Source organism: bacterium, from assembly GCA_004299235.1.
Taxonomy (GTDB): Bacteria; Chloroflexota; Dormibacteria; order Dormibacterales; family Dormibacteraceae; genus SCQL01.
Map to the genome: position 1 here is coordinate 105,637 of SCQL01000019.1, position 23,981 is coordinate 129,617.

At 69.1% G+C, this 23,981-nt stretch carries 23 protein-coding genes; 16 read left to right on the plus strand and 7 right to left on the minus strand.

The window, feature by feature from the left end; all coding sequences use genetic code 11:
• Nucleotides 1–10: 10 nt before the first annotated feature.
• On the minus strand, nt 11–1,042 hold the full coding sequence (locus tag EPN29_05490; GenBank protein ID TAN33729.1) for a low-specificity L-threonine aldolase: 1,032 nt from the start codon (nt 1,040–1,042) through the stop codon (nt 11–13).
• A 19-nt stretch (nt 1,043–1,061) separates the two neighbouring features.
• Between EPN29_05490 and EPN29_05495 the strand changes: the two genes are divergently transcribed.
• Nucleotides 1,062–2,591: an amidohydrolase gene (locus EPN29_05495; protein ID TAN33730.1), complete on the plus strand. Its 1,530-nt coding sequence runs from the start codon at nt 1,062–1,064 to the stop codon at nt 2,589–2,591.
• 18 nt (nt 2,592–2,609) lie between these two features.
• Here the strand turns inward: EPN29_05495 and EPN29_05500 are convergent, their stop codons facing one another.
• Nucleotides 2,610–3,149 (minus strand): hypothetical protein, encoded by a 540-nt coding sequence (locus EPN29_05500; GenBank protein TAN33731.1) that lies wholly within the window; start codon nt 3,147–3,149, stop codon nt 2,610–2,612.
• A gap of 47 nt (nt 3,150–3,196) precedes the next feature.
• On the opposite strand from EPN29_05500, the gene EPN29_05505 reads away from it, so the two are divergent.
• Nucleotides 3,197–3,703: a hypothetical protein gene (locus EPN29_05505; GenBank protein ID TAN33732.1), complete on the plus strand. Its 507-nt coding sequence runs from the start codon at nt 3,197–3,199 to the stop codon at nt 3,701–3,703.
• A 163-nt stretch (nt 3,704–3,866) separates the two neighbouring features.
• On the opposite strand, the gene EPN29_05510 is transcribed toward EPN29_05505, so the two are convergent.
• Both EPN29_05510 and EPN29_05515 read right to left on the minus strand, forming a co-directional pair.
• Nucleotides 3,867–4,559, minus strand: coding sequence for a DUF881 domain-containing protein (locus EPN29_05510; protein TAN33733.1), 693 nt, complete (start codon nt 4,557–4,559; stop codon nt 3,867–3,869).
• Nucleotides 4,543–5,265, minus strand: a complete 723-nt coding sequence (locus EPN29_05515) for a DUF881 domain-containing protein (protein ID TAN33734.1) — start codon at nt 5,263–5,265, stop codon at nt 4,543–4,545. Before EPN29_05515 ends, EPN29_05510 begins: the two co-directional genes overlap by 17 nt.
• 142 nt (nt 5,266–5,407) lie before the next feature.
• On the opposite strand from EPN29_05515, the gene EPN29_05520 reads away from it, so the two are divergent.
• The 3 genes from EPN29_05520 to EPN29_05530 are packed head-to-tail and all read left to right on the plus strand — an operon-like array spanning nt 5,408 to nt 8,770.
• Nucleotides 5,408–6,664, plus strand: a complete 1,257-nt coding sequence (locus EPN29_05520) for a Glu/Leu/Phe/Val dehydrogenase (protein ID TAN33735.1) — start codon at nt 5,408–5,410, stop codon at nt 6,662–6,664.
• Nucleotides 6,642–7,739, plus strand: a complete 1,098-nt coding sequence (locus tag EPN29_05525; GenBank protein ID TAN33736.1) for an NAD-dependent epimerase/dehydratase family protein — start codon at nt 6,642–6,644, stop codon at nt 7,737–7,739. Before EPN29_05520 ends, EPN29_05525 begins: the two co-directional genes overlap by 23 nt.
• Complete coding sequence (locus EPN29_05530) at nt 7,736–8,770, plus strand: acyltransferase family protein (protein ID TAN33737.1); 1,035 nt, start codon at nt 7,736–7,738, stop codon at nt 8,768–8,770. The genes EPN29_05525 and EPN29_05530 overlap by 4 nt, the downstream gene beginning before the upstream one ends.
• 57 nt (nt 8,771–8,827) lie before the next feature.
• Here EPN29_05530 and EPN29_05535 read toward each other — a convergent pair whose 3' ends face one another.
• A complete protein-coding gene (locus tag EPN29_05535) occupies nt 8,828–9,250 on the minus strand; it encodes a DUF4332 domain-containing protein (protein ID TAN33738.1) in 423 nt (140 codons plus the stop codon).
• Nucleotides 9,251–9,333: 83 nt separating this feature from the next.
• Here EPN29_05535 and EPN29_05540 point away from each other — a divergent pair, with 83 nt between their 5' ends.
• From EPN29_05540 to EPN29_05570, 7 genes are all read left to right on the plus strand, one after another.
• Nucleotides 9,334–10,548: a GuaB3 family IMP dehydrogenase-related protein gene (locus tag EPN29_05540; protein TAN33739.1), complete on the plus strand. Its 1,215-nt coding sequence runs from the start codon at nt 9,334–9,336 to the stop codon at nt 10,546–10,548.
• Between the two features lie 78 nt (nt 10,549–10,626).
• Nucleotides 10,627–12,201, plus strand: a complete 1,575-nt coding sequence (locus EPN29_05545) for a glutamine-hydrolyzing GMP synthase (protein TAN33763.1) — start codon at nt 10,627–10,629, stop codon at nt 12,199–12,201.
• Nucleotides 12,202–12,230: 29 nt separating this feature from the next.
• Nucleotides 12,231–13,505 carry a phosphoribosylamine--glycine ligase gene (gene purD / locus EPN29_05550; protein TAN33740.1) on the plus strand — a complete coding sequence of 425 codons (1,275 nt, stop codon included), beginning with the start codon at nt 12,231–12,233 and terminating at the stop codon, nt 13,503–13,505.
• On the plus strand, nt 13,502–13,966 hold the full coding sequence (gene purE / locus EPN29_05555; protein TAN33741.1) for a 5-(carboxyamino)imidazole ribonucleotide mutase: 465 nt from the start codon (nt 13,502–13,504) through the stop codon (nt 13,964–13,966). Before purD ends, purE begins: the two co-directional genes overlap by 4 nt.
• Entirely contained in the window at nt 13,966–15,801 is a 1,836-nt protein-coding gene (locus EPN29_05560) for a pyruvate carboxylase subunit B (GenBank protein ID TAN33742.1), read from the plus strand. Before purE ends, EPN29_05560 begins: the two co-directional genes overlap by 1 nt.
• Nucleotides 15,798–17,252 carry an acetyl-CoA carboxylase biotin carboxylase subunit gene (locus EPN29_05565; protein ID TAN33743.1) on the plus strand — a complete coding sequence of 485 codons (1,455 nt, stop codon included), beginning with the start codon at nt 15,798–15,800 and terminating at the stop codon, nt 17,250–17,252. The genes EPN29_05560 and EPN29_05565 overlap by 4 nt, the downstream gene beginning before the upstream one ends.
• Nucleotides 17,253–17,305: 53 nt before the next feature.
• Complete coding sequence (locus EPN29_05570) at nt 17,306–17,812, plus strand: NUDIX hydrolase (protein ID TAN33744.1); 507 nt, start codon at nt 17,306–17,308, stop codon at nt 17,810–17,812.
• On the opposite strand, the gene EPN29_05575 is transcribed toward EPN29_05570, so the two are convergent.
• On the minus strand, nt 17,809–19,995 hold the full coding sequence (locus EPN29_05575; GenBank protein TAN33745.1) for a hypothetical protein: 2,187 nt from the start codon (nt 19,993–19,995) through the stop codon (nt 17,809–17,811). The genes EPN29_05570 and EPN29_05575 overlap by 4 nt on opposite strands.
• Nucleotides 19,992–20,609, minus strand: coding sequence for a sigma-70 family RNA polymerase sigma factor (locus tag EPN29_05580; protein ID TAN33746.1), 618 nt, complete (start codon nt 20,607–20,609; stop codon nt 19,992–19,994). The genes EPN29_05575 and EPN29_05580 overlap by 4 nt, the downstream gene beginning before the upstream one ends.
• Nucleotides 20,610–20,778: 169 nt before the next feature.
• On the opposite strand from EPN29_05580, the gene EPN29_05585 reads away from it, so the two are divergent.
• Genes EPN29_05585 through purQ form a run of 4 tightly spaced genes read left to right on the plus strand, consistent with a single transcriptional unit; the run spans nt 20,779 to nt 23,978 of the window.
• A complete protein-coding gene (locus tag EPN29_05585) occupies nt 20,779–22,086 on the plus strand; it encodes an adenylosuccinate lyase (protein ID TAN33747.1) in 1,308 nt (435 codons plus the stop codon).
• On the plus strand, nt 22,086–23,000 hold the full coding sequence (locus EPN29_05590) for a phosphoribosylaminoimidazolesuccinocarboxamide synthase (GenBank protein TAN33764.1): 915 nt from the start codon (nt 22,086–22,088) through the stop codon (nt 22,998–23,000). The genes EPN29_05585 and EPN29_05590 overlap by 1 nt, the downstream gene beginning before the upstream one ends.
• Nucleotides 23,001–23,007: 7 nt before the next feature.
• Nucleotides 23,008–23,277 carry a phosphoribosylformylglycinamidine synthase subunit PurS gene (gene purS / locus EPN29_05595; protein TAN33748.1) on the plus strand — a complete coding sequence of 90 codons (270 nt, stop codon included), beginning with the start codon at nt 23,008–23,010 and terminating at the stop codon, nt 23,275–23,277.
• Complete coding sequence (gene purQ, locus EPN29_05600) at nt 23,274–23,978, plus strand: phosphoribosylformylglycinamidine synthase subunit PurQ (protein TAN33749.1); 705 nt, start codon at nt 23,274–23,276, stop codon at nt 23,976–23,978. The genes purS and purQ overlap by 4 nt, the downstream gene beginning before the upstream one ends.
• The last annotated feature ends 3 nt before the right edge of the window (nt 23,979–23,981 follow it).

The following is a 23,981-nucleotide window of genomic DNA, read 5'->3' on the forward strand; positions in this document are numbered from 1 at the left end:
GGCCGCCCGCTCAGGCGCTGAGCACGTCCTCGCAGACCTTCAGCGCCGACCGGATGTCGGCGGCGCTGATGCCGTGGTGGGTCACGAAACGCAGGCGGCGCGGACCGGTGGCGCCACCGAGGAGGCCGCGCCGCCGGCACTCCTCCTCGAATTCGGAGGCGGTCGTCTGCTGGAGGTCGAAATACACGATGTTGGTCTGGACTCGCGAGAGCTCACAGCCGATGCCCGGTAGCTCGGCGAGGCCCTCGGCCAGGATTCGGGCGTTGGCGTGGTCCTCGGCCAGGCGGTCGACCATGCTGTCGAGGGCGATCAGCCCGGCGGCCGCCAGCACCCCGGTCTGGCGCATCCCACCGCCGAGCCGCTTGCGCCAGCGCCGGGCCCGCTCGATCGCCTCACGCGACCCGCAGAACATGCTGCCGGCCGGGCAGGCGAGCCCTTTCGACAGGCAGAAGGTCACGGTGTCGCCGCACGCGGCGATGTCCGCGACATCGACCCCCAGCGCCACCGCCGCGTTGAAGATCCGGGCGCCGTCGAGATGCACCCGCAGGCCCTGAGCCCGGGCCGCGTCGGAGGCCGCGCGCAGCGCGGGCATCGGCCAGACCACGCCGCCGTGCAGGTTGTGCGTGTTCTCAAAGCTCACCATCGCCGTCAGGGGGAAATGCGAGTCGTCACGCGGCCGCACCGCAGCGACGACCTGCTCCGCCGACATGACACCGGCTTCGGTTTCCACGGGTTGGATCTGCACCCCGGCGATGGCGGCGGCGCCGGCGGCCTCGTAGAGAAACGTGTGCGAGTGCGCGTCCGCGATCATCTCGTCACCGGCGCGGGCGTGGACCGCGGTGCCGATCAGGTTGCCCATCGTGCCGGTCGGCACGAACACCGACGCCTCCTTACCGAGCCGGGCGGCGGCGACCTCCTCGAGGCGGTTGACCGTCGGATCGTCGCCGAAAACGTCGTCGCCAAGCGGCGCGTTCATCATCGCCCGTCGCATTTCCGGGGTCGGCTGGGTGACGGTGTCGGAGCGGAGGTCGATCGCCGTCACGCGATTAATCTAACCCCGCTTGAAAGCCGACCTCATCCTCGCCGGCGGCCGCATTCGCACGCTCGGACGCTCCGGCCTCAGGACGAACAGCCACCTCGCGGTCGCCGGCGGGCGGGTGATCGCCTGCGGCGGCGCCGAGCTGATGGGTCTTCGAGGCTCGCGCACCCAGGTCGTCAAGCTCTCGGGCTCGGCCGTCCTGCCGGGGTTCAATGACGCGCACGCCCATGTCGTCTACTACGGCCTGACCCGTTTCGGCGCGGACCTTGGGGGCGCGCGGAGCGTCGGTGACATCCTCGATCGATTGAAGGCGCATGCGCGGCGCCTCAAGCCCGGCGAATGGCAGCACGGGATGGGCTACCGGGCGGATGAGCTGGCGGAGCGCCGGCAGCCCCACCGGCGCGAGCTGGACCGCGTCACCGGCCGGCGCCCGTGCTTCATCGACGAGCGTGGCGGCCACGCGCGCGTCGCCAACTCGGCCGCGCTGGAGGTGGCTCGAATCACCGCCGACACAGCGAATCCGCCTGGCGGCCGGATCGGCCGTGAACTTGACGGCACGCCCAACGGGCTGCTGCTCGAGACCGCCATGCGCCTGGTCGCCGACGTGCAGCCGCCGCCGAGCCTCGAGCGCCGAACGCAGGGGATCCTGAGAGCCCAGCGCCTGCTGCTCTCGCGCGGCATCACCTCGGTCGGCGCCGCCGTCAACCGCGGCTTCGCGGACGACCTGCGCGCTTACCAGGGGCTGGCCGCGGGCCGGCGGCTCAAGCTGCGCGTCAACGAGTTCCTCTCCTGGGAGCTGCTGGACGCCGCCTCCAGCCTGGGCGTCCGGGCGGGCTTTGGCGGCGCCCTCGTCAGAGCGGGCCCGATCAAAGTCTTCGTCGACGGAGGTGCGGATCGAGTTGCGATGCGATCGGGCGGGGGCGTCTGGCGCACGTCGCCGGCCGAGCTCCGCGAGCTCGTCGGCCGCGCGACCGCGGCGGGGTTGCAGGTGGCGGCGCACGCCATCGGGGATGGCGCCATCGAAGCCATGTGCGACGCCGTTGAAGCGTCCGGCGGCGCTCACCTGCGCCATCGCGTCGAGCACTGCACCATCTGCCCGCCCGACCTGCAGGCCCGGCTGGCCAAGCTTGGCATGGTGGCGGTCATGCAGCCGATGGCGGCTCGCTTCGGGCGGGTCGCGTCGGCGATCTTCTTTCCGGCTCGTGACCGCTCTCACCTCGTCCCCCATGGCCCCCTGCTGCGATCTGGGGTCCCGGTCGCGTTCAGCTCGGACCTGCCGGTCGTTCCCGATCCCAACCCGTGGACCGGAATTCGCGTCGCCGTCGACGACCAGGTGAACGGCATCAGCTTGCTGGCGGCGCTGCGCGCGTACACGTCGGCCGGCGCCTACGCAAGCTTTGAGGAAAACCGGAAGGGAAGCCTCGAGCCGGGCATGCTGGCGGACCTCCAGGTCTACGAAGGCGACCCCCTCATGGCGACTGGACCCCACCCCGAGGGCCCCCGCCCGAGAGCGGTCCTCCTGGGCGGAGTACGCGTCTTCGGCTCGCTCTAGCGTCCCGGCGAGGCCGGATCAGCTGGCATTGCCGTCCGCGTCGACCCCCTTCGGTGGCGGGCCGGGCATCGAGCCCGGGGGAGCCGGCTCGACGTGCGGCCCGGCCGCCGCGGCGGTCCGCCGCGACGATGGACGCCTCGCCGCCGCGATTCCGCGGGCGGCTGTTTTGGGGGCCGCCTTGGGGGCGGCAGACCGGCGCGCCGCGGGTTGGCGTGCAGCCGCGTGGCGCCCCGCGGGCTTGCGTTCGGTTTTTCTGGGGGCGACCTCGGCGCCGCGCGATGCCGCGGCGCGCGCCAGTTGCTGGACCTGCCGGCTCAAGCCGTCCAGGCGCTTCAGAGCCTTGTCGAGGTCGGCCTGACGCGCGGTGCGATCCACCTGGGCCTGCACCTGCTGGAGAGCGGATTGCAACGTCTTCTGCCCATCCTTGATCGTTCGCTCGAGCTGTTGGCGCAGGTCACCGGGCACCCGTTTCTCCGCTTCGCGCAGCGCCGACCGGCCGGCCTTCACCGCCCGCTTCAAAAGCCTGGATCGCGTTGACGCCCGCTTTGGTGCTGCCATGCATCAACCTCCCTGATAACGCACCGCGTTAGAATGGGCCGGACGAAATGACTCCAACCCCTGAACGACACCTTATCAAGAAGTACGCGAATCGCAAGCTCTATGACACGCGCACGAGTCGCTACATCACGCTGGAAGGTATCGCCGAGCTCGTGCGCGACGGGCATGAGATCAAGGTTGTCGACCGGGAGAACGGACACGACCTGACCCAGGTGATCCTTTCGCAGATCGTCCTGTCCGAGGAGAAACGCGGCCCCGCGCGGCTGGTCGACGCCGGCGGCGAGGTCATCCACGAACGCGGCCAGGCGCTTCTGGACTACGTGCGCAAGACCCTCAACGTCCCCGCCGATCTGAGGCACCAGATGGAGCGGCGTCGCGGCGACCTCGAGGTGCTGGCCGACGAGGCGATCGAGCGGGCGCTCCGCCGCCTTCGCATCCCAAGCCGGTCGGACATCGACCAGGTCAACGAACGCCTCGACCGGCTGGCCGCCCAGCTCAAGCGGCTGGGCGCGCAGACCCCGGCCAAGACCAACAAGAGCCGGCGGGGTAAGTAGCCGGGCTCATACCGGCCGTGACCCCGCTGGTGCCGTGCGTGAGCGAGGAGCGGAGCCGACTACGACGCAGATGGGCCGCTCTGGGGTATGAGTTTCGGCGCCGCCGAAATTGCACCGCCCCGCAGGGGCGCTGCAACCCGCAAAGTATTTCTGGGTCGGTGCGCTAGGTCGCATAAACGAAAGGCCGCTCGCTGACGACCGCCCGGATCACCACGTCCGCCTCGACGCGGTAGGTCGCCTGACGCACGCGGCGGTCGGCGCGCAGCTGCTGCGTCATCAGCTCGGCCGTCTCCGCCAGGCGGTTGGCGTCACCGATCGTCGTGATCGTCCAGGGGGGTGGCACGACCACTCCTCCGATCGCGACCCCGCCTGGGGCCTGCTCGATCGGCACGCCGGCGACGACCCGCCGGTCGTTGACCGCGATCGCCTCCGCTCCGCCGACCGCGAGATTGTTCAACGCATCCTGCAGGTCCAGGACCTTCAGCCCGCCGGCGTCGATCACGAGCACCACTCCGGGTCCGTGCACCGGAACCAGCCCTTCCAGCGCCCGCAGCCGGTTGGCCTCATCGGTCAACACCTGGTCGGCGGCGCCGCTGGTGCCCGACTGCAGCGCGACCTGGCGTTTGGTCAGGTCGGTCGTTTCGGCGTCGAGCAGGTCGTTGGCCCGGTGGAGGTCGTCGATCAAAAAGGCGAGCGAGGTCGTGTCCGTGCCGGCCAGGCTTCGCTCGACCTCCGCCTGGCTGCGGATCTGCACGGTGGCGATGAACGCGACCGCCAACGCGATCAGCCAGACGCTGACGCCGCGGGCCGTCGACCGCCGCCGCGGGCCGCGAGCCGGCCTAGAACGGGCTGACATGTGAGATCTGCAAGCTCGAGTCGTACGCCGGGAGCGACAGGTCGGGGCTGCCGGAATAGGTGACTCGAAGCTGGAATTGCACCTGCCGCGCGCGTATGTCCGGGAGCGCCGACGGGGCGTCGAGCGCCGCCTGCATCCGGTTGCGGTCGCCGACGGCGATGACCTTGATCGGCGAGGACAGGGGCGGCCCCTGGTCGATGACGACCTGGCCTTCGGATCCTGAAAACGCGGTCAGCGGGGTGATCCGCCGCCCATTGACGGCAATGCCCTCGGCGCCCTGCGCGAACAGCAGGTTGACCACGTCCTGGACGTCCTGGAAATTGACCAGGTAGCGGGTCTGCCCGCTCTGGTCGGGCGCCGGCACGCCGTTGCCTAGGTCGACCTCGATTCCCGGTCCGTGCATCGAGGTGAGCCCGGCGTGAGCGCGCAGGTCCGAGACCTGGTTCTGAAGGGCCTGGGTGGCGGCGGAGCGCTGGGCGGCGTCCGATTCCAGCACGTCGATCTGCGTGCGCAGGGCGGCGATCTTGCGGCGCGACCCGGCATTGGTCGCTTCCAGGTCCTGCACGCTGCGCACGAGAGCCTGGTAGCGGGCGACCTGGTTGGAGGGCGTCAGTAGCTGGGCCTTGACCTGGCCGGCGACCAGGAACCCGGTCGCTAGGGCGACCGCCGCCACCACGACGGCGCTGGCCAGCTGTTGACGCGACATGCCCGCAATTCTGCTTGAACAAGATCAACGCGTCGCCGTCACCCCGCACCCCTTCTCGGCACCCCCAAGCTTCGCCCGGAGTTTTGTTGCGGCGAGATCTTTAGATCTCCCAGCCTCTTCGGAGTAGTATCGGAGTCCCGAAATGGCGGTCGAAACTCGCGCTCCGGCCTTCCAGACCGCCCAGCGGCGCTTTGACGCCGCTGCCGACGTGATCGGTCTTTCCGACGGCGCGCGCCGCGGCCTGCGCGATGTCAAGCGTGAGCTCACGGTGCATTTCCCGGTGCGCATGGACGACGGCTCGGTCCGCGTGTTCACGGGCTGGCGCGTGCAGCACAACATCAGCCGCGGGCCGGCGAAGGGAGGCATCCGCTACCACCCCGACGTCAACCTGGACCTGGTCAAAGCGCTGGCCATGCTCATGACGTGGAAGTGCGCCGCCGTCGGCATCCCTTACGGCGGTTCGAAGGGCGCGGTCGCCTGCGACCCCAGCAAGATGTCGTCGAGCGAGCTCGAGCACCTGACCCGGCGATTCGCGACCGAGATCGCGATCCTGATCGGCCCGGAAAAGGACATCCCCGCGCCGGACATGGGCACCAACCCCCAGGTGATGGCTTGGATCATGGACACCATCTCCATGCACTCCGGACACTCGGTGACCGCATCGGTCACCGGCAAGCCGGTCGACGTGGGCGGGTCGGAGGGACGTGTCGACGCCCCCGGACGCGGCGCCACCTACCTCACGCTCGAGGGCCTGAAGTACCTTCACGTCGACGATGAAACGCCGACGGTGGCCGTGCAGGGCTACGGCCAGGTGGGCGGATCGGCGGCCCGCCTGCTGGCGGAGGCCGGGCTCAAGGTGGTGGCCGTGAGCGACTCCAGAGGTGGCGTGTACAACCCGAAAGGCCTTGATCTGGCCGCCCTGGAAGAGCACCGGCAGGTTCGCGGCGGGGTGAGCGGTTTCAAGAAGGCCGACAACCTCACCAACGCCGAGCTCATCGAGCTGCCGGTCACCGTGCTGGTGCCGGCGGCGGTCCAGGATCAGATCACCGAGGAAAACGCCAGCCGCGTTCGCGCCCGCCTGATCACCGAAGGCGCCAACGCCGCGGTCGCGCCCGGGGCCGACCCCATCCTTCACGACCGCGGGATTTTCGTCGTCCCGGACATCATCGCGAACTCGGGCGGCGTGATCGTCTCCTACTTCGAGTGGGTCCAGGATCTCCAGGCTTTCTTCTGGGAGGAGGAGGAGATCAACACCAAGCTCCACCACGTCATCACGCGCGCCTTCTACGAGATCCTCCACACCTCGGTCAACAAGCACATCGACATGCGGCTCGCGGCCTACGCCCTGGCCGTGCAGCGGGTGGCCAACGCGACGACTGTCAGGGGCATCTATCCATAATCGGGGAGTGATCCCCGCAGGGCCCAACCGCGTCCTGATCACCGGCGTATCCAATCCCCTCGGCGCTGAGGTCGCGCGCCGCCTCGCCCCGCAGGTCCCGCATCTGTTCGGCTGCGACCTGGCCGACCCGGTCAGCGCGCTCGAGGCGATGGACTTCGTGCATGCGGATACGCGGCAGTCGGTGATCGGTAAGCTGGTGCGCCGGCTCCACATCGACACCGTCGTGCACCTGGCCGTGATGGTCGACTCCCCACACCACGAGCGGGCCGTCCACGAGACGGACGTGATCGGAACCATGAACGTGCTGGTCGGATGCGCCGGTCCCTCGAGCCCGGTCCAGCGGCTGATCGTGAAATCGAGCCAGGCGGTTTACGGCGCGGGGCCGACCGACCCGTCCTTTTTTGCCGAAGAGATGAACATCGGCGAGCGGCGGGGCTCCTCGGTGACGCGCGACCTGATCGAATTGGAGCAGCTCGTCGGCGAGTTCGCCCTCCGCAACGAGGCCTGCCGGGTGACCGTCCTTCGTCTGGGATTCCGCGTGAGCGAGGACACCACGCTTGCCCGGTACCTGTCACTGCCGATCGTGCCGACCTTCGCCGGCTTCGATCCGCGCCTGCAGCTGCTGCACGAAGACGATGCGGCCGAGGCGGTCGTCCGAGCGGTGATGGGCGACCACGCGGGTGTTTTCAACGTCGCCGCGGACGGCGTCGTCCTGCTGAGCCAGGCGATCGCCATCATGGGCGGCCGGCCGGCACCCGTGCTGCTTCCGGTCGGGCGTTGGCTGATGCGGCTCGGGCTGCGCGCGGCGACCCACGTGGACCTGCCGGGCCACCTGGCGGACGTCATCGCGTTCGGCTCGGTGGCCGACACCTCGCGGCTGGCAGCCGAGTTCGGCTGGAAGCCCGGCCACAGCTCGCGGGCGGTCATGGACGGCCTGGCCCGAGGCAAGGACACCGAGGTGATCGGGGCCCCGTCGCCGCCGCAGGAATACGAGCTTCAGCGCTACCTGCAGCGCCGCCGCCGCCATGAGCGCAACGGCCACCGGGGCGGCTCCGCCGTGGTCGCGCATCGATGAGCGCGTCTCCGCAGGCGAAGGAGCGGAGGCGCAACAGCCAGAAGGCGGCGATCGTGCCGAACGGCAGGCTGCCGCGGCTGCCCAGGCCGGTGCGCCGGCTGCGGCGCCAGGCTCCGCTCTACGCCCTCCAGGGACTGGGCGAACTCTCGCTTCGCCTGCGCCGGCTGACCGGAAGGGATGTCATCGACCTCAACCGGGTCATGGAGTTCGTCCAGTTCGCGTACAGGCAGCGCGAGCTCGCGAAGCGCGGCCCGAACTATGAGGTCGACGATTTCGGATTCGATGCCGAGTGGACCGAGTCGTTCCTGTCGGTGTTCATGGTCATGTACCGCGACTACTGGCGGGTCGAGACGACCGGCGTCGAGCACGTGCCGGCCACCGGCCGCGCCCTCCTGGTTGCCAACCACGCAGGCGTGCTGCCGTGGGACGGAACGATGATCAAGACCGCGGTTTTCGCCGAGCACCCGCAGCCGCGCCACGTGCGCGCCCTCGTCGCCAGCCTCTTCATGGGCATGCCGGTTCTGAGCTGGTTCCTGCGCCGCACGGGGCAGACGGTGGGGCACCCTGACGACACACGCCGCCTGCTCGAGCGCGACGAGCTGGTCCTCGTCTTCCCCGAAGGGGTCAAGGGCACCGGCAAGCGATTCAAGGACCGCTACCGCCTGCGGCGCTTCGGCCGTGGGGGTTTCGTGGCGACGGCGATCCGAGCCGGGGCGCCGATCATCCCCGTCTCGGTCGTCGGCTCCGAGGAGATCTACCCGATGATCGCCGATCTCGCGCCGGTCGCCAGGTTCTTCGGCCTGCCCTACTTCCCGGTGACGCCGTTCTGGCCGTGGCTCGGTCCGCTGGGCATGATCCCCCTGCCCAGCAAGTGGCGCATCCAGTTCCACGCCCCGATCCATGTCGAGGCGAATCCGCCGGAAGCGGCGGACGACCAGAGCCTGGTGATGGGGCTCGCGGATGAGGTGCGCGAAACCATCCAGCGGGGCATCTACGACAACTTGAAAAAACGCCGGGGCGTCTTCGTCTGAGCACACCAGGGGTGATGGTTGAACCCGGCCGTCCCGGCCGCGCCGCTCGTCGAAGACCTAGGTCGTCAGCCGGAGCGGGGCCTTTTCATCCGGTTGCTCGACGATGTCCAGTGCGGTCGCCTGGCTGATCCAGTACTGCACGTCGGAGATGCGCGGTGCGCCCGCGAGGCCGACCGCGTCTGTGATCTTGGCATGCAGCTGAGTCGCGTCCTGGGCGCGCAGGTCTCGCATCGAATTGATTCCGAGGCGGCGGACGATCGGCAGAAACCGCTCCATCCCGGAGATCTCGAGCAGCGTGCATTGGTGGGCGAACTCCAGCAACCGGTCGGTGCTGATCCCGGTCCTCCTGGACAGGCGCTCACGGTCGATGGCGAGTGATGTGCGGTGCAGGAGCTGGTTGGTGTGCTGGACGCCGCGCGCCCGCAGACGGCGGACGTCGTCATCAGCAATCCCTCGCAGGTACTCGAGTGTTCGATACATTCGGTAAAAGGATATGCGGCTCACGGCCGCACCGCCTTCCCCTATAATCGGCCAACCCCCGCCACCACTGGAGTAAACACACCCTGAATCAGACCCGACTCGAAGCCCGCGGAGCGGTTCCCGGGGAGCAGTCTGGCCTCGAGATAGGGATCGGCCGGAGAGCGCGCCGCGCCTACGGTTTCGACGAGGTCGCGCTGGTCCCCGGCGGCGTCACGCTCAATCCCGAAGAGGTCGACATCTCCTTTTCGATGGGCGATCGCTTCAAGCTGCCGATCCCGATCTGGGGCTCTGCGATGGACGGCGTCGTCGACGTCGACTTCGCCATCGCGATGGGCGGGCTGGGCGGAGTTGCCGTCCTCAACCTCGACGGCGTGCACACGCGGTACGAGGATTCGGCGCCGATCATCAAGAGGATTGCCGAAGCCGACAAGTCACACGTCAACGCCGTGCTCAAAGAGGTTTATCGCGAGCCGGTCCAGCCCAGACTGATCGCCGAGCGCATCAAGGCGATCAAGGCGGCGGGCGTCCCCTGCGCCGTGTCGACGATCCCCGCGCGAGCCGGGGAGCGGGCCGACGTGGTGCAGAAGGCCGGCGCCGACGTGCTTCTCGTCCAGGGGACGGTGCTCACCGCACGCCACTCGTCGAAGTCTTACCACCAGCTGTCGTTCGAAGAGCTGGTGCGTGCGTGCGACATCCCCGTCGTCGTCGGCAACTGCGTCCACTACGAAACCGCGCTCGAGCTGATGGAGACCGGAATCGCCGGCATCCTGGTCGGCGTCGGCCCGGGGGCGGCGTGCACGACCCGCGGCGTCCTCGGCGTCGGCGTGCCGCAGGTGACCGCCACGGCCGATGTCGCCGCCGCCCGTGACGAGCACATGCGCCGCGGTGGCGTGCGGGTCGCGGTCATCACGGACGGCGGCATGCGCATCGGCGCGGACGTCTGCAAGGCATTCGCCTCGGGCGCCGACGCCGTGATGATCGGCACTCCGCTCGCCGGCGCCGAGGAGTCCGCGTCGAAGGGCTTCAACTGGGGCATGGCGACGCCCGACCCCAACCTGCCGCGCGGCACACGGATCCACGTCGGCACCAGGGCGACGCTCCAGGAGATCCTCCTCGGCCCGGCGCGCGTGGACGACGGCACTCAGAACTTCGCCGGCGCGCTGCGCTCCGCCCTGGGCGTGTGCGGCGCCCACGACATCGCCGAGTTCCAGCACGTGGAGCTGGTCATCGCGCCCGCGATCACCTCCGAAGGCAAGGTCTTCCAGCAAGCCCAGCATGTCGGCATGGGGAAGGGCTGAGCTGAGGCGCGCAGGGCGGCAGGAGCAGCCCGATTGAACCCCAGGACCGCCACCGCCGCCGGGCCCCCCAACCAGACCATGCCGCGCGAGCGGGGTGGCATCCTTCCGGCCAAGGGCCAGCAGACGGTCCTCGTGCTCGACTACGGATCGCAGTTCAGCCAGCTGATCGCGCGGCGCGTGCGTGAGGCGAGCGTCTACTGCGAGCTGGTTCCAGGCACCACCCCGTGGTCGGAGCTGAGGAAGCGGCACCCGGCCGGACTCATCCTCAGCGGCGGTCCCGCGAGCGTCTACGAAGCGGGCGCCCCGCAGATCGACCCTGAAGCGCTGCGCGCCGGCGTCCCCGTGCTCGGCATCTGCTACGGCATGCAGCTCATCGCCCACCACCTCGGCGGCAAGGTCGACCCCGGCCGCGCTCGCGAGTACGGCCCGGCGCTGCTGGCGGTGCGCGAGCCGAACGGCCTCTTCCAGGGGCTGCACGACGAGCTGCCGGTCTGGATGAGCCATGGCGACCACGTGAGCCAGATGCCGCCCGGCTTTCGTTCCCTCGCTTCCAGCGGCAACTCACCGGTGGCTGCCTTCACCGACGGCGGCGGCATCTTCGGCATCCAGTTCCACCCCGAGGTCGTGCACACGCCGAGCGGCCGCGAGGTGCTGCGCAACTTCCTGTACGGCGTGTGCCACTGCGACGCGTCGTGGACGCCGGGATCGTTCATCGCCGAGGCGACGGAGAGCATCCGGGCGCAGGTCGGCGGGGGCCGGGTGATCTGCGCCCTGTCGGGCGGCGTCGACTCGGCGGTGGCCGCGACCCTGGTCCATCGCGCCGTCGGCGATCAGCTGACCTGCGTCTTCGTCAACAACGGGCTGCTGCGCAAGGAGGAGCCGGAGCGGGTGCTGGCCGTGATGCACGGCAACCTCGACATGAACATCCGGTACGTGGACGCCACCGATCGGTTCCTGCAGGCGCTGCGCGGGGTGATCGATCCCGAGCAGAAGCGGCGCATCGTGGGGCGTGAGTTCATCACCGTCTTCGAAGCGGAGGCGTCGAGCCTCGGCCGCATCGACTTTCTCGCCCAGGGCACGCTCTACCCCGACGTCATCGAGTCCACCGCGCCCGATGTCGCGTCAACGGCGGTGAAGATCAAGACGCACCACAACGTCGGCGGGCTTCCGCCGGGCCTGCGCTTCCAGCTCATCGAGCCGCTTCGCTACCTGTTCAAGGACGAGGTGCGTGCGGTCGGCCTCGAGCTCGGCATGCCGGAGGAGATGGTGTACCGCCAGCCGTTCCCCGGCCCGGGCCTGTCGATCCGCTGCCTGGGGGAGGTCACGGCGGAGCGGCTGGCGATCCTGCGCGACGCCGACTGGGTCGTGGTCGATGAGATCAAGCGCAACGGCCTGTACCGGCAGGTCTGGCAGTCGTTCGCGGTGCTCACGCCGCTCGAAACGGTTGGGGTGATGGGCGACTACCGGACGTACGCCAACGTGGTCGCCGTGCGGGTGGTGACGAGCGAGGACGCCATGACCGCGGATTGGGCGCGGGTCCCGTACGAGGTGCTCGCGCGCATCAGCAACCGCATCGTCAACGAGGTCAAGGGCGTCAACCGCGTCGTCTTCGACATCACGTCGAAGCCGCCGGGCACCATCGAGTGGGAGTAGAGCTCCCGTCGTGATCCAATAACCCGCCGGTGAAGGTCCTGGTCGTCGGCTCGGGCGCGCGCGAGCACGTGCTCGTCTGGAAGTGCATGCAGTCGGACCTCGTGGAGCGGGTCTACTGCGCGCCCGGCAACGGCGGCACCGGGGGCATGGCGCTCAACGTCCCGATCGGGGCCGCCGATGTGGTTCGACTCGTCGATTTCGCCAAGCGCGAACGTGTCGGCCTAGTGATCCTGGGGCCGGAGGCGGCGGTGGATGCGGGGGTGGGCGATGCCCTGCGCGGCGCGGGGTTCAACGTCTTCGGTCCCAATCGCGGCGCGGGGCGTATCGAGTCGAGCAAGTCGTTCGCCAAGGCGCTGATGAGGCGAGCGGGCATCGCGACCGCGGACTTCGAGGTGTTCACCCAGCCCGCGCCGGCCAAGGCCTGGGCGCGGGAGCGCGGCGGCCGTGTCGCGGTCAAGGCCGACGGCCTGGCGCGGGGTAAGGGCGTCATCGTGTGCTCTGGCGTCGACGAGTCGGACGCCGCCATCAGCGCCATGCTCGTCGAGAGCCGCTTCGGCCGCAGCGGGGCTACGATCGTGGTCGAGGAGCGCCTGGAGGGTCCGGAGCTGTCGGTGCTCGGGGTGACCGACGGCAGGGCGGTCGTCGCCCTGGCCCCGGCGCGTGACTTCAAGCGCGCGTACGACGGCGATCGTGGGCCGAACACCGGCGGCATGGGCGCCTACTCGCCACCGCAAGCGGTGGATGACGCGCTGGTGCAGGAGGTCGTCGACACCGTCCTCGTCCCCGCCGTCAGAGAGCTGGCGAGCACAGGTGACGAGTTCTGCGGCGTCCTGTACGCCGGTGTGATGCTGACGAGCGCGGGCATCCGAACGCTCGAGTTCAACGCGCGCTTCGGCGATCCCGAGGCACAGGTGGTGCTGCCGCGGCTGGGCACCGATTTCGTGGCGCTCGCGCTGGCCGCGGCCAAGGGGACGCTGGCCGGCTTCCCAGACCTGCTTTGGAGTCCGCACGCCTGCGTCGGCGTGGTCGTGGCGTCAGCGAACTACCCCGATGACGCGGCGATGAAGACAGGCTTTCAGATCCGCGGCCTGGCCGAGATGCCGCGCGGCGTGTTGATCTTCCACGCTGGCACGCGGTTCGAGCCAGGCCAGGGCCTGGTGACCGATGGCGGGCGGGTGGTGACCTCGGTCGCGCTGGGCGAAACCGTCGCCGAAGCTCGGGACAAGGCGCTGGCCGGGGCTCGGCAGGTACGATTCCAGGGGGCGTTCTTTCGCTCAGATATCGCTGAGGAGGCGGTTCATTGAGTCCAGTCGTCGGCGTCATCCTCGGCTCCAAATCCGATCTGCCGCTGATGGAGTCGTGCGTCAAAGTGCTCCAGGACCTCGGCATCGAGCACGAGATCAAGATCTGCTCGGCCCACCGCAACCCGCGTGGGGTGATGGAGTGGGCCTCGTCCGCGCGCGAGCGCGGCCTCAAGGTCGTCATCGCCGCCGCCGGCGGAGCCGCCCACCTCCCCGGCGTCGTCGCCGCCTGGACCGACCTGCCGGTGATCGGGGTGCCGGTGCCCACGCAGCACCTGGGCGGCGTCGATTCCCTCTACTCGATCGTGCAGATGCCGTCGGGCATTCCTGTCGCCACGGTCGCCATCGGCGAGGCGGGCGCGAAGAACGCCGGCTGGCTGGCCGCGCGCATCATCGGGCTCGGCGATCGCGAGGTTGAGCGCCGTCACGCCGACCGGCGCGCGGCGCTGGCAGGACCAGGGTGATGGCGAAAAAGGCCGCTCGCGTCCGGCTGGTCGATACGACCTTCCGCGACGCGCAGCAATCGCTGCTCGGCGGGCATCTGCTGGGCGAGGAGATCATCCCCGTCGCCGCGAAGATGGACGCCATCGGTTTCGCGGCCATGGAGGCGTTCGGCGGCGCGACCTTCGAGACCAAGCTCAGCCGGCGCGAGGATCCCTGGGACTTCCTGCGCAAGCTCCGGAAGGTGACTCCCAACACGCCGATACAGGCGCTGATTCGCGGTCAAAACCTCGTCGCCAACCGCAACTTCGCCGACGACGTGGTCGAGCTCTTCATCAAGCACGCCGCCAAGTGCGGCGTCGACGTCTTCCGAGTCTTCGACCCCCTCAACGACCTGCGCAACATGGAGTCGACGATCGCGGCGGCGCTCAAGGCCAAGAAGAAGGTGCAGGGGGCGCTGAGCTACGCGGTCTCCCCCGCCCACAACCTCGAGCTGTGGTGCTCGCTCGCCAAAGGGCTGGTCAACATGGGCTGCCACGAGGTCGTGATCAAGGACACTTCTGGCCTGCTCAGCCCGCAGGCGACATGGGAGCTGGTCACCGCCCTCAAGCAAACGGTCAAGGTGCCGATCGACGTGCACTCGCACTGCTCGAGCGGCATGGCGCCGATGGCCTACATGGCCGCCGTCGAAGCTGGGGCGGAGGTCCTCGACGTCGCCATCTCGCCGCTCGCCTGGGGCACGTCGCAGCCGGCGGCGGAAAGTGTGGTCGCCGCCCTCGCCGGCGGCGAGTACGACACCGGCTTGGACCTCGACCGGATGTGGGAGGTGCAGCACGAGGTGGAGGAGCTCAAGCGCAAGCACATCGAGCACCTGAGCCCGGTGGCCGACCGCGTCGACGCGAGCATCCTCCGCTACCAGATGCCCGGCCTGATGCTCGAGGACATCTTCCACCAGCTCGCCGCCCACAATGCGGCGGACCGGACCGCGGCGGTGCTGGAGGAGGCCAACCTCGTGCGTCGGGAGCTCGGCTATCCGCCTCTGGTGGCGCCGATCCGGCAGATGATCGCCGCGCAGGCCGTCTACAACGTGATCGGCGGCGACCGCTACGCGACCGTCACGCAGGAGCTGAAGGATTACCTGCAGGGCCTGTACGGCCGTCCGCCCGTGCCCGCGGACCACGAGCTGCGACGGCTGGTCCTCGGTCGCGAGGAGCCGATCACGATCCGGCCGGCCGACCTGCTCGAACCCCAGGTCGAGCGAGCGCGCCAGCAGGTGAGAAAGGCCGGCTTCGAAGCCAGCGACGACGCGGTCCTCATCCATCTGATGTTTCCGAATCTCGCACCGGACCTCATGCGCGGCCCAGAGCCGAAGGCCGGCGCCGGACGCACGCGGGGCGCGAACTCCAACGAGAAGCCGCAGCCCGCCCTGCCGGCGGCGGTGAGCGCCGCCGCGCCGGCCGATCCACCGGCCGCGCCCGCGGCCGATCCGCCCGACCCGCCGGCGCCGGCCGCCGCCGAGTTCGAGGTCGAAGTCGAAGGCGAGGTGTTCAAGGTGCGTGTCACCGGCGCGGGCATGATGGTCGTGCCGTCAGGGGGCGGAGGAGCCGCACCGAGCGTATCCACGGCGGCGGCGCCAAAGGCCGGCGAGGGCACGGTGATCGCCCCGATGCAGGGGCTCATCGTCAAGCTCCCGGTCAAGGTCGGGGATGACGTCAAGCTGGGCGAAATCGTCGCGGTGCTCGAGGCAATGAAGATGCAGAACGACATCGTCACCACCGTCGCCGGTCGCGTCGCCCAGGTCTACGTCAAGGAAGGCGAGGTGGTCAGCCCCAACCAACCGTTGCTGGCGATCGGATGAGGCGCAGGCTCTTCAAGAAGATCCTCATCGCGAATCGGGGCGAGATCGCCATTCGCGTCATGCGCGCGTGCCGGGAGCTCGGCATCGCCACGGCGGCCGTCTACTCCGACGCCGACCGCAACGCCATCCACGTGCGCTACGCGGACGAGGCGCATCACATCGGTGGAGCGCCGCCGAGCGAGTCGTACCTGCAGCTCGATCGCATCGTCAAGGTCGCGCGCGACTGCGGCGCCGAAGCCATCCACCCCGGATACGGATTTCTTTCTGAGAAGCCGGCCTTTCCTGAAGCCTGCGTGGCGGCGGGGATCCGTTTCATCGGGCCGCCCGCGTCGGCGATGCGCGCGCTCGGTTCCAAGCTCGCCGCGCGGCAGCTCGCCATCGAGCATGGCGTGCCGGTGACCCCTGGGAGCGGCGCGGTCGATCCCGCGGGAGCCCTGGCCGCGGCGCGGAAGATCGGCTTTCCGGTCATGGTCAAGCCGTCCGGCGGTGGAGGCGGCATCGGCATGAAGGTCGTGGAGTCCGAGGACGAGCTGGTCCCGGCCGTCGAGAGCTGCGCCCAGGCCGCGCGCTCGGCATTCGGCGATCCGACCGTCTACATCGAGCGCTACGTGCGCAAACCCCGGCACGTCGAGATTCAGGTCCTCTGCGACAGCCATGGGAATGCCGTCCACCTGGGCGAGCGTGAATGCTCCATCCAGCGCCGCCATCAAAAGATCATGGAGGAGACTCCATCCCCGGCGGTGACCGCCGAGATCCGAGCGGCGATGGGCGCGGCCGCGATCAAGGCCGCGACCGCGGCGGGCTATGTCAATGCGGGCACGGTCGAATTCATCTTCAGTGAGGGCGAGTTCTATTTCCTGGAGGTCAACGCCCGGCTGCAGGTGGAGCATCCGATCACGGAGGCGGTGACCGGCATCGACCTGGTGAAAGAGCAGATACGCATCGCCGCCGGAATGGAGCTCGGCATGGCCCAGAAGGATGTCAGCTGGACCGGCCATGCGATTGAGATGCGAATCAACGCGGAGGACCCGGTGCGTAAGTTCCTGCCCAACCCCAAGCGCATCTCGCGCTGGGTCGCGCCGGCCGGACCTGGGGTTCGCGTCGACTCGGGCTTCGGCCCGGGCTCAGACGTCCCCCCCCACTACGACTCGCTGATCGCCAAGCTCATCGTCCACGGCAGCGACCGGGCCGAGGCGATCGCGCGGGCGAGCCGCGCACTGCGGGAGTTCGTCGTCGCCGGTCCCGCCACCACGATCAGCTATCACCGCGCGATCCTGGAGAACACGGATTTCCGCGCCGGCAACCTCAGCACGCGCTTCATCGAAGATCACCCCGAGCTGCTGGAGCAGGCCAAGGAGCTGGCCGGCGATTCATCGCCGTTCGATTACGGGGCTGATCCGCGTCACATCGCGGCCGCCGTGGCCGCAGTCGCGGCGGCGGTGCAGAGATAGCTCCGCTCGCGCATCCCCAAAGCGGCCGGCCGTTTGCAGTCACCGCCACCGCCGTGACCGGGCGCTCGGGCCCATTCGAGCTTCGCGACGACGAGATTCGCTTTCCCGACGGCGCCGAAGCTACCTACACGGTCCTCAGCAACCCGGACTCCGCCTTCATCGTTCCCTATTTCGACAACGGGGACACGATGCTGGTCCGGCAGTGGCGCCACGCCTGGGACGAGTCGTCGTGGGAGGTGCCCGCGGGGACGTTTGAGGGGGCCGAGGAGCCGATGGCGTGCGCTCGACGGGAGCTGGCTGAGGAGACCGGCCTGGTGGCCGCCCGCTACAGGTCCCTCGGCGTCGTCCACGGGGCGGCGTTCCTGACCGGGCGCGCGCACATGTTTTTGGCCGAAGCCCTCACCGAGTCGGATCGCAATCCCGAAACCTACGAGCAGGACATGGAGATGCTTCGCCTGCCTTTCCGGGAGGCCTTCGAAGCCGCCCTCAACGGACGGATCGTTCACTCGGGCTCCGTGACGGCGCTCAGCCGCGCGGCGCGCGCACTGAAGCTGATCTAGCTCGGGGCCGGGCTCGCCTCGGGGCTCGCTGCGGGCGGCGGCGGCGGCACGGGGCCGCTGCCCTGGCGGCCGCTGCGATCCTTCACCGCCGGCCCGAACAGGTCCAGGTCGTACTCGGACGCGACGTTGTGGCCGAGCACATCCCGCACGGTGGTCAACACCACGAGCCGGTACGGGTTCCCGGGCTTCAGATCCAGCCCGGTGACGGTCACTGTCCGGTTCGCGTAAGTGGCCGAGCTGCCGACCTGCTTGCCCTTGCTGTCGAGCACGATCACGCCGTTCGACACCGAGTTCGGATCCAAGTCGCTGTCGAAGGTGACCTTGAGGGTGCCGGCGGCGACCTCCACCCCGACCACCTCGGCCCCCTTGCCCAGGTCTCGGTGCGCGCCCGCGGTCGCCTGGTCGATGAGGAACTGCCTGCCGGCCGGGTCGCGCTGCAGAGTCAGCGTCTCCTCGAAGCTGCTCACGTCGAGCTTGCCGTGCGTGAGCACGAGGCGGACGACGAACCGAGCGGTGTCGGGCTGAGTGCCGGTGACCTCCTGCGTGAGGACGTAGAAGCGCGAGAAGAACGGGTCGCCGCCGAGCGTGAGGTTGAGCCCTCCGGGGGCGTAAGCCTGCTTGCCGTTGTCGTCGAGGAACGCCGTGGCCTGGTCCGGCTGACCCCTGAGCCGCGCCTGCATGAACGAGTTCACGACGGCGGCTGCTTGGTCGAGCGCGGTCGGCTGCGGCGGCAGCGGCGGCGCGGACCCGCTCCAGAGCGCACCGCCGCGGAAGAACGCGAACGCGGTCCCGTTGGGCGCCCAGACCGGGGCGCGGTAGGTCCCGTCGGCCAGCTTGGTCAAAGCCGTGCCGTCGGGGCGCACCTGGTACAGATCCGTCTCGCTGCCGAGCAGGATCGCGTCCTGGTTGGACCAGCTCGGCTCGCCCGATGGAATCGTCGCGACCGTGCCGCCCTGCATGTCCGAGACCACGATCGCGGCCGCGGCCGAGTAGAGCAGCTGCGTCCCGCTGGGCGACCAGACGAGGAAGCGCGCGCCGGCCTGGCCGAGTTGGACGCTCCTGGCCGTGGCCAGGTCGAGCAGCCAGAGGTTCTGTTCCTGCTGGTACACCGCGTGGGCGCCGTCAGGTGCGATCGCGACGGCGCTCACATTGCCGTTCGCAGGCAGTGGAGCGAGCTGGGCCGGCCCGCTGGCCCCCGGCGTGTAGATGCCATCGGCCGCCGCCCACACGAGCTTGTCCTTCGCCCAGCCGACCGCTGACGGGGGCGGCGTCACCGCCAGCTCCGAGGTCGTGCCGGCGGCGAACGTGAGGACTTCGATCCTGCCGTCGCGGATGTAGGCGAGGCGGTCGCCGGCCGGAGCGACGGACGGCGACGACACGCCGTCAGGAGCCACGACCGTGACATTGCCGCCCTTGGCCGGGACCAGCTCGAGCGCCCCTTGGGCGTTGACGAAGTAGATGGCCGTCGAGTCGGCCGACCATTGCACCGCGGACCTGACGCTTCCAGCGAGCGCCGCCAGCTGCTTTTCGCCCAGGGGCGCGCTGGGCGACGGGCGGGGCGAGGGCGAGGGTGAGGGTGACGGGATGGTCGAAGGTGGCTGGGTGACGAAGGTGATTGTCTGCGGGCTCGCCAGCAGCTGACCAGCCGCGGTTTTCGCGCCCGGACCGATGGTCACCTGGTACTGGGTGTTCGGGGCGAGGTCGCCGCTGCTCGGCTGGACGGCCAGGGTGTTTGATTGCCATGAGAAGGTGACCGTGGTCGCTGGCGTGATCTGGACGGCGGCCTCCGTCGAGGGGTGATCCATGGGCTGGTTGAAGGCGACCAGGATGGGCTGCTCCAGCCGCACCGCGTGGGCGCCGTCCATCGGGCTGTTGACGACGAGCTGGCTGAAGCCGCCCGCCGGCTGCATCGCCATGTAGACGACGACCGAGGCGATGAGGACCAGGCCGGCGGCCGCGCCTGCCCAGGCCAGGCGGGGCGGGGCGGCGAAACGATGCCACCACGACGGGCGGCCTTCCCCCATCTCCCATGCCTTCTGCATGAGCTGGCGCCGGAGAGCCGAGCGGAACGCCTCGTCCATCGGCGGCTCTGGGCGGCGAGCGGAGCCGAGCAGCTCCGCGAGGTGCAGCAGCTCGGCGTCCTGCAGGATGTCGTCCAGCTCGGGATCGTGCCGGATGCTCATTCCACCGGCCTCAGGGCGCCGGCGTCCTCACGGAGACGGCTGACGCCTCGATGGATCAGGAGCTTCACCGCGCCGGCCGACTTGCCCATCGCGGCGGCGATGTCGTCGATCTTCATGTCCTCCTGGAACTTGAGCACCAGCGCCGTGCGCTGCTGCGAGGGCAGCCCTTCGACCAGGGCCCAGATCCGTCGGATCTCATCGCGGTGGGCGGCGAGCTCTTCGAGCGCCGGCCCGGCCACGGAAAGGTCGTGGAAATCGTCGAGCGGCTGCGCGGTGCGGAGCGTGCGGTACCGATCCGCGATGGCGTTGGCCGCGATCTGGTACAGCCAGGCAGCGAAAGGACGCCCCGTGTCCTGGTATCGGGGCACAGCCTTCAGGGCCTTCATGAAGACCTCCGAAGTGACGTCCTCGGCCGCGGTTTGCTCCCTCACTCGTGAATAGACGAACCGGTAAATCTGCTGAAAATGCCGGTCGTAGAGCGCCCCGAACTGCCGGGGATCCTGCTTCGCGCGCTCAACGAGCTCGCGCTCATCGTCGCGACGCAGGTCGCTCACGGGCCGATCAGCCTGTGGCGGTTCAAACGAGGAGTCCCGAGTGCTGGTTACGAGTGGCAGCCATCAACCGCCCACGATTATCGACGGCAGCGCCCAACCCACTATCGCGGTGACGTTACTCGCACATCATCTTGGGGCCGTCAAAAGTCCGGCCACAACATCTGCCGAGCGGCTCCCGCCTTTATAATCGGAGCGTCCCCCAGGTGTTCATCGGGAGCCGGCGCCCTTCTTGATCGAGCGATACTCGCCGCCTGCCGTTCGGGCGGTCTGGTCTGACCAGCACCGGTTCGAGCTGTGGCTGCGCATCGAAGTCTTGGCTTGCGAGGCCTGGGCGACCCTCGGCCGCGTTCCGGCCTCGGCCCTGCCCAGGATTCGCAAGGGCTCGTTCGACGCGGACAGGATCGCCGAGGTCGAGGGCCGGGTGGGCCACGACGTGATCGCCTTCCTGACCGTCCTCAGCGAGTCCATCGGTCAGCCCGAAGCCCGCTACGTCCACCTCGGCATGACCAGCCAGGACCTCAACGACACGGCGATGGCGGTGCAGCTGATGGAGTCCGCGCGGATCATCGCCGGCGACCTCGCGGCCGTCCGGGAGGCCGCGGCCGCGCTGGCCTTGCGCCACCGGCGCACTCTCATGGCCGGCCGCACCCACGGCGTGGTGGCGGAGCCGATCACCTTCGGTTTCAAGGTGGCCGGCTGGGTGGCTGAGCTCGACCGCGCGCAGGCACGGCTGGAGCGGGCGGCGGACGAAGCCGCGGTCGGTCGCGTCAGCGGTGCGGTCGGGACCCACGCGACGATCGATCCCAAAGTCGAGGAGCACGTCTGCGCCGAGCTCGGACTGCGACCCGACATGGTCTCGACGCAGGTCGTCGCGCGCGACCGCCACGCGAGCTTCATGTCCGCGCTGGCGCTGGTGGCCGGCACGCTGGAGAGGATCGCGACCGAGATCCGTCATCTGCAGCGAAGCGAGGTGGGTGAGGCTTTCGAGCCCTTTGGCAAGGAGCAGAAGGGGAGCTCGGCGATGCCGCACAAGCGCAATCCGGTCCTCACCGAGCGGGTCTGCGGCCTGGCCCGCGTCGTGCGCGGTCAGCTGGTCACCGCTCTCGAAAACACCGCTCTGTGGCACGAGCGCGATATCAGCCACTCTTCCGCGGAGAGGATCATCTTCCCCGACGCCTGCTCGGCCGTCGACTACATGTGCCAGGAGATGGCCAGGGTCCTGCGCGGCCTCGAGGTGCGGCCTGAGAGGATGCTGCGCAATCTACAGTTCGGTGGGGGTGTGGTGTTCTCGCAGCGCGTCCTGCTGGCGTTGGTCGACAGCGGCATGCCAAGGGAGGAGGCATATCTCATCGTGCAGAAGGCGGCCATGAAGGCACTCGAAGGGGATGGTGCTGGCTTCCGGGCCATCCTCGAAGACGACAAGGATTTGATGGCTCGGGTCGGCGCCAGGCTGGATGCGGTCTTCGACCCCTGGGCCGGGCTGGAGCACACCGACCTGGCCTACGAGCGGCTCGGACTGGGAGCCCGGTCGAAGTGATCGCCGGGCCGGCGATTGTCGAGACGGACCTTCCGCTCAAGCTGTTCGCGCGCGGCAAGGTCCGCGACACGTACGAGCTCGGGCCCGACCAGCTCCTCATGGTCGCCACCGACCGCATATCGGCTTACGACCACGTGCTGCCCAACGGCATCCCAGATCGCGGCAAGGTCCTGACCCAACTCTCGATCTTCTGGTTCTCGCAGACCGACACGTTTCAGGAGAACCACCTCATCTCGGGCCAAGTGCCGGACCTTCCACGGGCCCTGAAGGACCACCGCGAGCAGCTCGCCGGCCGCTTCATGATCGTCCGCAAGGCCAAGCGCATCGACTTCGAGTGCGTGGTGCGCGGCTATCTCGCGGGCAGCGCCTGGCAGGAGTACCAGGACTCGCACACGCTGGCCGGCGAGGCCATGCCGGCCGGCCTGCGGCAGAGCGAGAAGCTCGCCTATCCGATTTTCTCGCCCGCGACCAAGGCGGAGAGCGGGCACGACATGAACATCAGCTTCGCCCAGTTGAAGAAGGAGCTTGGCGACGAGCTCGCCACCAGGCTGCGCGACGCCAGCCTGGAGCTCTACAAGTTCGCCTCAGAGCTGTCGCAGCGACGAGGCCTGATCCTGGCGGACACCAAGTTCGAGTTCGGGTTGCATGGCGACGAGCTCATCCTCATCGATGAGGCGCTGACCCCCGACAGCTCGCGGTATTGGGAATCCGCGACCTATCAGATCGGCACCTCACCGGAGTCATACGACAAGCAGTTCGTGCGCGACTGGCTGACGCGATCGGGTTGGGACCGGGAATCGGATCCGCCGCAGCTGCCGCAGGAGGTCGTGGCCCACACGCGCGAGCGCTACCTCACCGCGTATCAACGCCTGGTCGGCAAGCCCATGTTTCCACCCAAGCCGAGAAACGAGTGAGGAATCCATGACCCTCGTCATCGCCCGCGTCATCGTCACCCCCAAGCCCGTGGTCAACGACCCGCAGGGACTAACCGTCAAGCAGGGCCTGGCCACGCTCGGGTTCACGGAGGTGTCCGACGTTCGCGTCGGCAAGTACATCGAGGTGAGCCTCGACGTTGCCGGCGAGCAGGAGGCGAGGCAGCGCATCGAAGCCATGTGCAACCAGCTGCTTGCCAACCACGTGATCGAAGATTTCCGTTTCGAGATCGCAACGGACGGCGGTCAGGATCGATGAAATTTGGAGTCGTCGTCTTCCCCGGGACCTGGTCGGACCGCGATTGCGGTTGGGTGATCGACCAGGTGCTCGGCGCCGAGCTGCAGTACCTGTGGCACAAGGACGCGGACCTGAAGGGCTGCGACTGCGTGATCCTGCCCGGCGGCTTCGCGTACGGCGACCACCTGCGCACCGGCGCGATCGCGCGGTTTGCCCCGGTGATGGAGAAGGTGGGCGAGTTTGCCGACCGGGGCGGATTGGTGTGGGGAATATGCAACGGGTTTCAGGTCCTGTGCGAGGCGGGGCTTCTCCCCGGGGCGCTCATCCGTAACGCCTCACTCGAGTTCCGATGCCAGTGGACAAACCTCGTGGTCGAGCGCAACGACCTTCCCTTCACCACCCAGTGCTCGGACCGCGAGGTGATCAGCGTCCCGATCTCGCACGGCGAAGGCAGCTACTTCGCCGACCCGGCCACGCTCTCACACCTCGAGCAGCGCGGCCAGGTCGTGTTTCGCTACTGCGATCCGAACGGCCACGTCGTCCCCGGCGCGAACCCCAACGGCTCGCTCCACAACATCGCCGGCATCGTCAACGCGCGGGGCAACGTGCTCGGCATGATGCCGCACCCGGAGCGCTGCTCCGAGGCCGAGCTCGGCGGCACCGACGGACTCAAGCTGTTCCGTTCGGTGGCGGAGAACGCGGTCCGGGTCCTGGCGTCTTGACCG

Coding starts and splice junctions, on each gene's coding strand:
- EPN29_05565 (TAN33743.1), top strand. CDS start 15,798: ATGAGGCGCAGGCTCTTCAAGAAGATCCTCATCGCGAATCGGGGCGAG.
- EPN29_05535 (TAN33738.1), bottom strand. CDS start 9,250: ATGTATCGAACACTCGAGTACCTGCGAGGGATTGCTGATGACGACGTC.
- purS (TAN33748.1), top strand. CDS start 23,008: ATGACCCTCGTCATCGCCCGCGTCATCGTCACCCCCAAGCCCGTGGTC.
- EPN29_05575 (TAN33745.1), bottom strand. CDS start 19,995: ATGAGCATCCGGCACGATCCCGAGCTGGACGACATCCTGCAGGACGCC.
- EPN29_05530 (TAN33737.1), top strand. CDS start 7,736: ATGAGCGCGTCTCCGCAGGCGAAGGAGCGGAGGCGCAACAGCCAGAAG.
- EPN29_05545 (TAN33763.1), top strand. CDS start 10,627: ATGCCGCGCGAGCGGGGTGGCATCCTTCCGGCCAAGGGCCAGCAGACG.
- EPN29_05505 (TAN33732.1), top strand. CDS start 3,197: ATGACTCCAACCCCTGAACGACACCTTATCAAGAAGTACGCGAATCGC.
- EPN29_05560 (TAN33742.1), top strand. CDS start 13,966: ATGGCGAAAAAGGCCGCTCGCGTCCGGCTGGTCGATACGACCTTCCGC.
- EPN29_05520 (TAN33735.1), top strand. CDS start 5,408: ATGGCGGTCGAAACTCGCGCTCCGGCCTTCCAGACCGCCCAGCGGCGC.
- EPN29_05510 (TAN33733.1), bottom strand. CDS start 4,559: ATGTCAGCCCGTTCTAGGCCGGCTCGCGGCCCGCGGCGGCGGTCGACG.
- EPN29_05515 (TAN33734.1), bottom strand. CDS start 5,265: ATGTCGCGTCAACAGCTGGCCAGCGCCGTCGTGGTGGCGGCGGTCGCC.
- purQ (TAN33749.1), top strand. CDS start 23,274: ATGAAATTTGGAGTCGTCGTCTTCCCCGGGACCTGGTCGGACCGCGAT.
- EPN29_05500 (TAN33731.1), bottom strand. CDS start 3,149: ATGGCAGCACCAAAGCGGGCGTCAACGCGATCCAGGCTTTTGAAGCGG.